At 43.6% G+C, this 3,603-nt stretch carries 3 protein-coding genes and 1 pseudogene; 3 read left to right on the top strand and 1 reads right to left on the bottom strand.

Annotated elements, in window-relative coordinates:
• Positions 1–1,256, top strand: a 1,256-nt coding sequence (locus I2483_RS18975; RefSeq protein WP_207278621.1) for a collagen-like triple helix repeat-containing protein, incomplete at its 5' end; no start/stop codon positions are given.
• 114 nt (positions 1,257–1,370) lie between these two features.
• Here I2483_RS18975 and I2483_RS18970 read toward each other — a convergent pair.
• Positions 1,371–1,727 (bottom strand): annotated as a pseudogene (locus I2483_RS18970) (glycosyltransferase); the annotation flags it as partial.
• 427 nt (positions 1,728–2,154) lie between these two features.
• On the opposite strand from I2483_RS18970, the gene I2483_RS19550 reads away from it, so the two are divergent.
• Positions 2,155–2,892 carry a hypothetical protein gene (locus I2483_RS19550; protein ID WP_255550523.1) on the top strand — a complete coding sequence of 246 codons (738 nt, stop codon included), beginning with the start codon at positions 2,155–2,157 and terminating at the stop codon, positions 2,890–2,892.
• 397 nt (positions 2,893–3,289) lie between these two features.
• On the top strand, positions 3,290–3,442 hold the full coding sequence (locus tag I2483_RS18960) for a hypothetical protein (protein WP_207278619.1): 153 nt from the start codon (positions 3,290–3,292) through the stop codon (positions 3,440–3,442).
• The last annotated feature ends 161 nt before the right edge of the window (positions 3,443–3,603 follow it).

The following is a 3,603-nucleotide window of genomic DNA, read 5'->3' as shown; positions in this document are numbered from 1 at the left end:
CCGGATCAACCGGCGAAACTGGAGCAACTGGAGCAACAGGAACAACCGGAGTAACCGGGGCAACTGGTGCAACAGGCGCAACCGGAGCAACTGGTGCAACAGGTGAAACTGGAGCGACTGGGGCGACCGGAACAATCGGAGCAATGGGCGATACTGGTGCAACCGGAACAATCGGAGCAACGGGAGAAAATGGATCAACTGGGGCAACCGGATCAACCGGAGCAACAGGAGAAACTGGGGCAACAGGTGAAACTGGAGCGACTGGGGCGACCGGAACAATCGGAGCAACAGGCGATACTGGTGCAACCGGATCAACCGGAGCAACTGGGGCAACCGGAGAAACTGGCGCAACAGGTGAAACTGGAGCGACTGGGGCAACCGGAACAATCGGAGCAACAGGCGATACTGGTGCAACCGGATCAACCGGATCAACCGGCGAAACTGGAGCAACTGGAGCAACAGGAACAACCGGAGTAACCGGGGCAACAGGTGAAACTGGTGCAACAGGAGAAAATGGAACAACCGGAGCAACCGGAGCAACAGGTGAAACCGGCGACACTGGCGCAACCGGAACAACAGGCGATACTGGGGCAACCGGAACAACGGGAGCAACAGGTGAAACGGGTGAAACAGGCGCAACCGGCGCTACTGGAGCAACCGGAGCAACCGGATCAACTGGGGCAACGGGAGCAACCGGCAATACTGGTGCAACGGGAACAACGGGTGCAACGGGAGCAACTGGAGCAACTGGAGCAACTGGAGCAACGGGAACAACGGGAGCAACTGGAGCAACCGGAACAACCGGAACAACGGGAGCAACAGGTGCTACGGGAACTACCGGTGCTACTGGGGCAGGTGCTTTAATACAAAACGGACTATTTAGTGTTAATGTAACATCTGTAGCAAATGGCACAGCCATTTCGTATTCAACCACGTTTATTAATGGCACTGACATTACTCACCCTACAACCACAACCTTTGTACTAGCAACTGGGCACATTTATTTGGTTTCGTATACTTTCAGAGCAACTAGTTCTATAATTGGAAATATTACTGTTACACCAAGATTTAATACGGTATTTCAAAGTCGTTTTTCAGGTAAATCAGTTACCGGAACTTTAGATCCTAATGTTAGCGTATCAGGAACGTTCTTAGCTAATGCTACCGCAGGTGCCATTACATTAGATTTTATTTATAATGGATCTGCAACTACCACTTTGTCTGATGGTTCTGTTTCGATTATTGAAGTTCAGTAAAATACAAGGGGTTGGCACTTGCCTTGCCATCCCCAATAATAAAACAATAAACTTTGAGTCATCTATGTAATAGGAAGCAATTCAGTGATCTCCATTTTCAATCCGATCAAAGAGGTTATAGTCCTTCGCCACTGAGTCTATTGATAAATCGAGATTCTTTTTTAATTCTTTAAATTTTTCATGATTATTTGGAGAAAATACATCGTCTGCATCCAACCATAAAATGAAATCTTTTGTTGATTGTTGGAAAGCATAATTTCTTGCCTCTGCAAAATTATAGACCCATTCAAAATCATAAATACGGTTGGTGTACATTTTTAGGACCTCTTTCGTTTGATCGGTTGAACCTGTATCCACGATATTGATTTCGTCAACAATATCCTTAACAGATTCTAAACAACTGGCATTCGTATCTACTTCGTTTTTAACGATCATACATAAACTAATTGTAACCGTTCCTTGCCCCCTCATTGTCACTCTATATGTATATTTCAATTACTCGTCCTTTGATTAAAAAATTATTTCTGTTCTATGAGAAATCCAATAAACCTTTAAACGATAAAGAATGATCATTTCTTCATAAGGTACATGGTGCTTTTCATGCATTTTATTGATGTTGAATACATTGTAGGACAAACTTCGCAATATACAAATAAGGGTAATTCAAGGTGTTCAATGCAAAAAGGTGTATGCGGAGTAATGGGGAAATTTGTTTATAGTTATGATGTGCATTGTCACCATATGGATAAATATTAAAGAAATCCCCCGCCTTTATGCACGTAATTGAATGCCCGTCCCCCCTTCTATTACTCGAATTGGATGTTATAGAAATGGGGTGAAAAAATGTTGTAATAATAGGAAGTGTATTGTTCCTTGTAATAACAACAGTTTCCGTAAAATGAAATGTACAACAGGACCACCTGGACCAACCGGGGCAACAGGCGATACTGGAGCAACCGGAGCAACCGGCGATACCGGAGCAACCGGAGAAACCGGTGCAACCGGGGCAACAGGTGAAACTGGAGCAACTGGTGCAACCGGAGCAACAGGCGATACAGGTGCAACCGGAACAACCGGGGCAACGGGAGCAACGGGTGCAACCGGAACAACTGGAGCAACCGGGGCTACTGGTACAGCTGGAACTGGATCAGCAGTTCTTGAAACCCTAAAAATCGGTGACTTAAATCTACAGATTCCCTATAACGTAAACGGAGGAAACAACCAAGCAATTGGGGCTCTCGTTTCTTTAGGGTCAACACCAACCATTAATAGACTTTCAACCTATGTTACACAAGTAGGATCGAGTGGCAACTTCCAAATGGCGGTATTGGTACCGTTAACTGCAACGACATCCCAAGTTATTGCTGTTACTGCTGTAGTAACTTCATTGACAGCAGGCGTGTTCACCTTGCCACTAACTACTCCCGTAGTGCTTTCAAGTAATCTTGTTTATCATTTTGCAGTATACAACCAGGTTAACGGATCAAATTTAGGTGGTAGAAGTACCGGCGTATCCGGAATTGCACCTGCACCAATCAACTTTAGAGTGCAAAACCTAGCTGGATTCACAGTTGGTCAGATTATCAACACGAGTGATGTACAACTTATTTCACCATGGATTGCAGGTTTAGCGTAACATCTTAAATAAACCGCTAAGCTTGCTTTGGAATTTAGACTTCTAATTATACAAGGATCGTGAAGGTATCGTGAAACAAGCATGTCACTCTTAATCACAAACTAACACGAGAGTAAGTCAACATTAGTAACCCGGTTGACTTACTCTCATTTTTGATGTGCACCATGCTGAAGAATCTCTACTATATTTTAGTAACACTATTCTATTCAACGTACACATTGTGGAGAAGGATAAAATTTAGCTTGATATTAAGCCTTATCCTCATAAATCCCATCCGGGTCTAATTGTTGAAAGTGACTGAATTTGTTTATGTGAACCTCTTTTTTTGCCCATCCTTACTTTTTAAAACGCAAGTTAGATAGTTTGTGTTTTAGTTCAAAAATAATGGCGGGGAATCGTGTACTATGTCTTGGCGAAATATTGGTGGTTCAAAAAGTACCCGCAAGCCGAACTAGACGATCCTGGTGACACCAAGTATTTAGGTATTACAGTTGGTCACGATTGGGACGATATCGTCGTGCAAGAAATCGAAGCAAATGGTGCTGAATAAGAAAAGCGAGGTGGAAGTATGTCGGATCATTTACTAAGTATGGATGAAATGAAACAAGTAGATGAGTATTTAGAGAGGGGCTTTAAAGTCCATTATGTGTATGAAAATTTAAGCGGGATGTTTGTCGAGTTTGAACGGCAGGAAGAAGAAGTTTGTTTGCA

The organism is Sporosarcina sp. E16_3 (assembly GCF_017347125.1).
Taxonomy (GTDB): domain Bacteria; phylum Bacillota; class Bacilli; order Bacillales_A; family Planococcaceae; genus Sporosarcina.
The sequence above is the reverse complement of the archived record's forward strand: the minus strand, read 5'-3'. Positions and strand labels throughout refer to the sequence as shown.

What these genes read in the sequence shown, in the direction of transcription:
- I2483_RS19550 (WP_255550523.1), top strand. Translation starts at nt 2,155, where the DNA reads ATGAAATGTACAACAGGACCACCTGGACCAACCGGGGCAACAGGCGAT.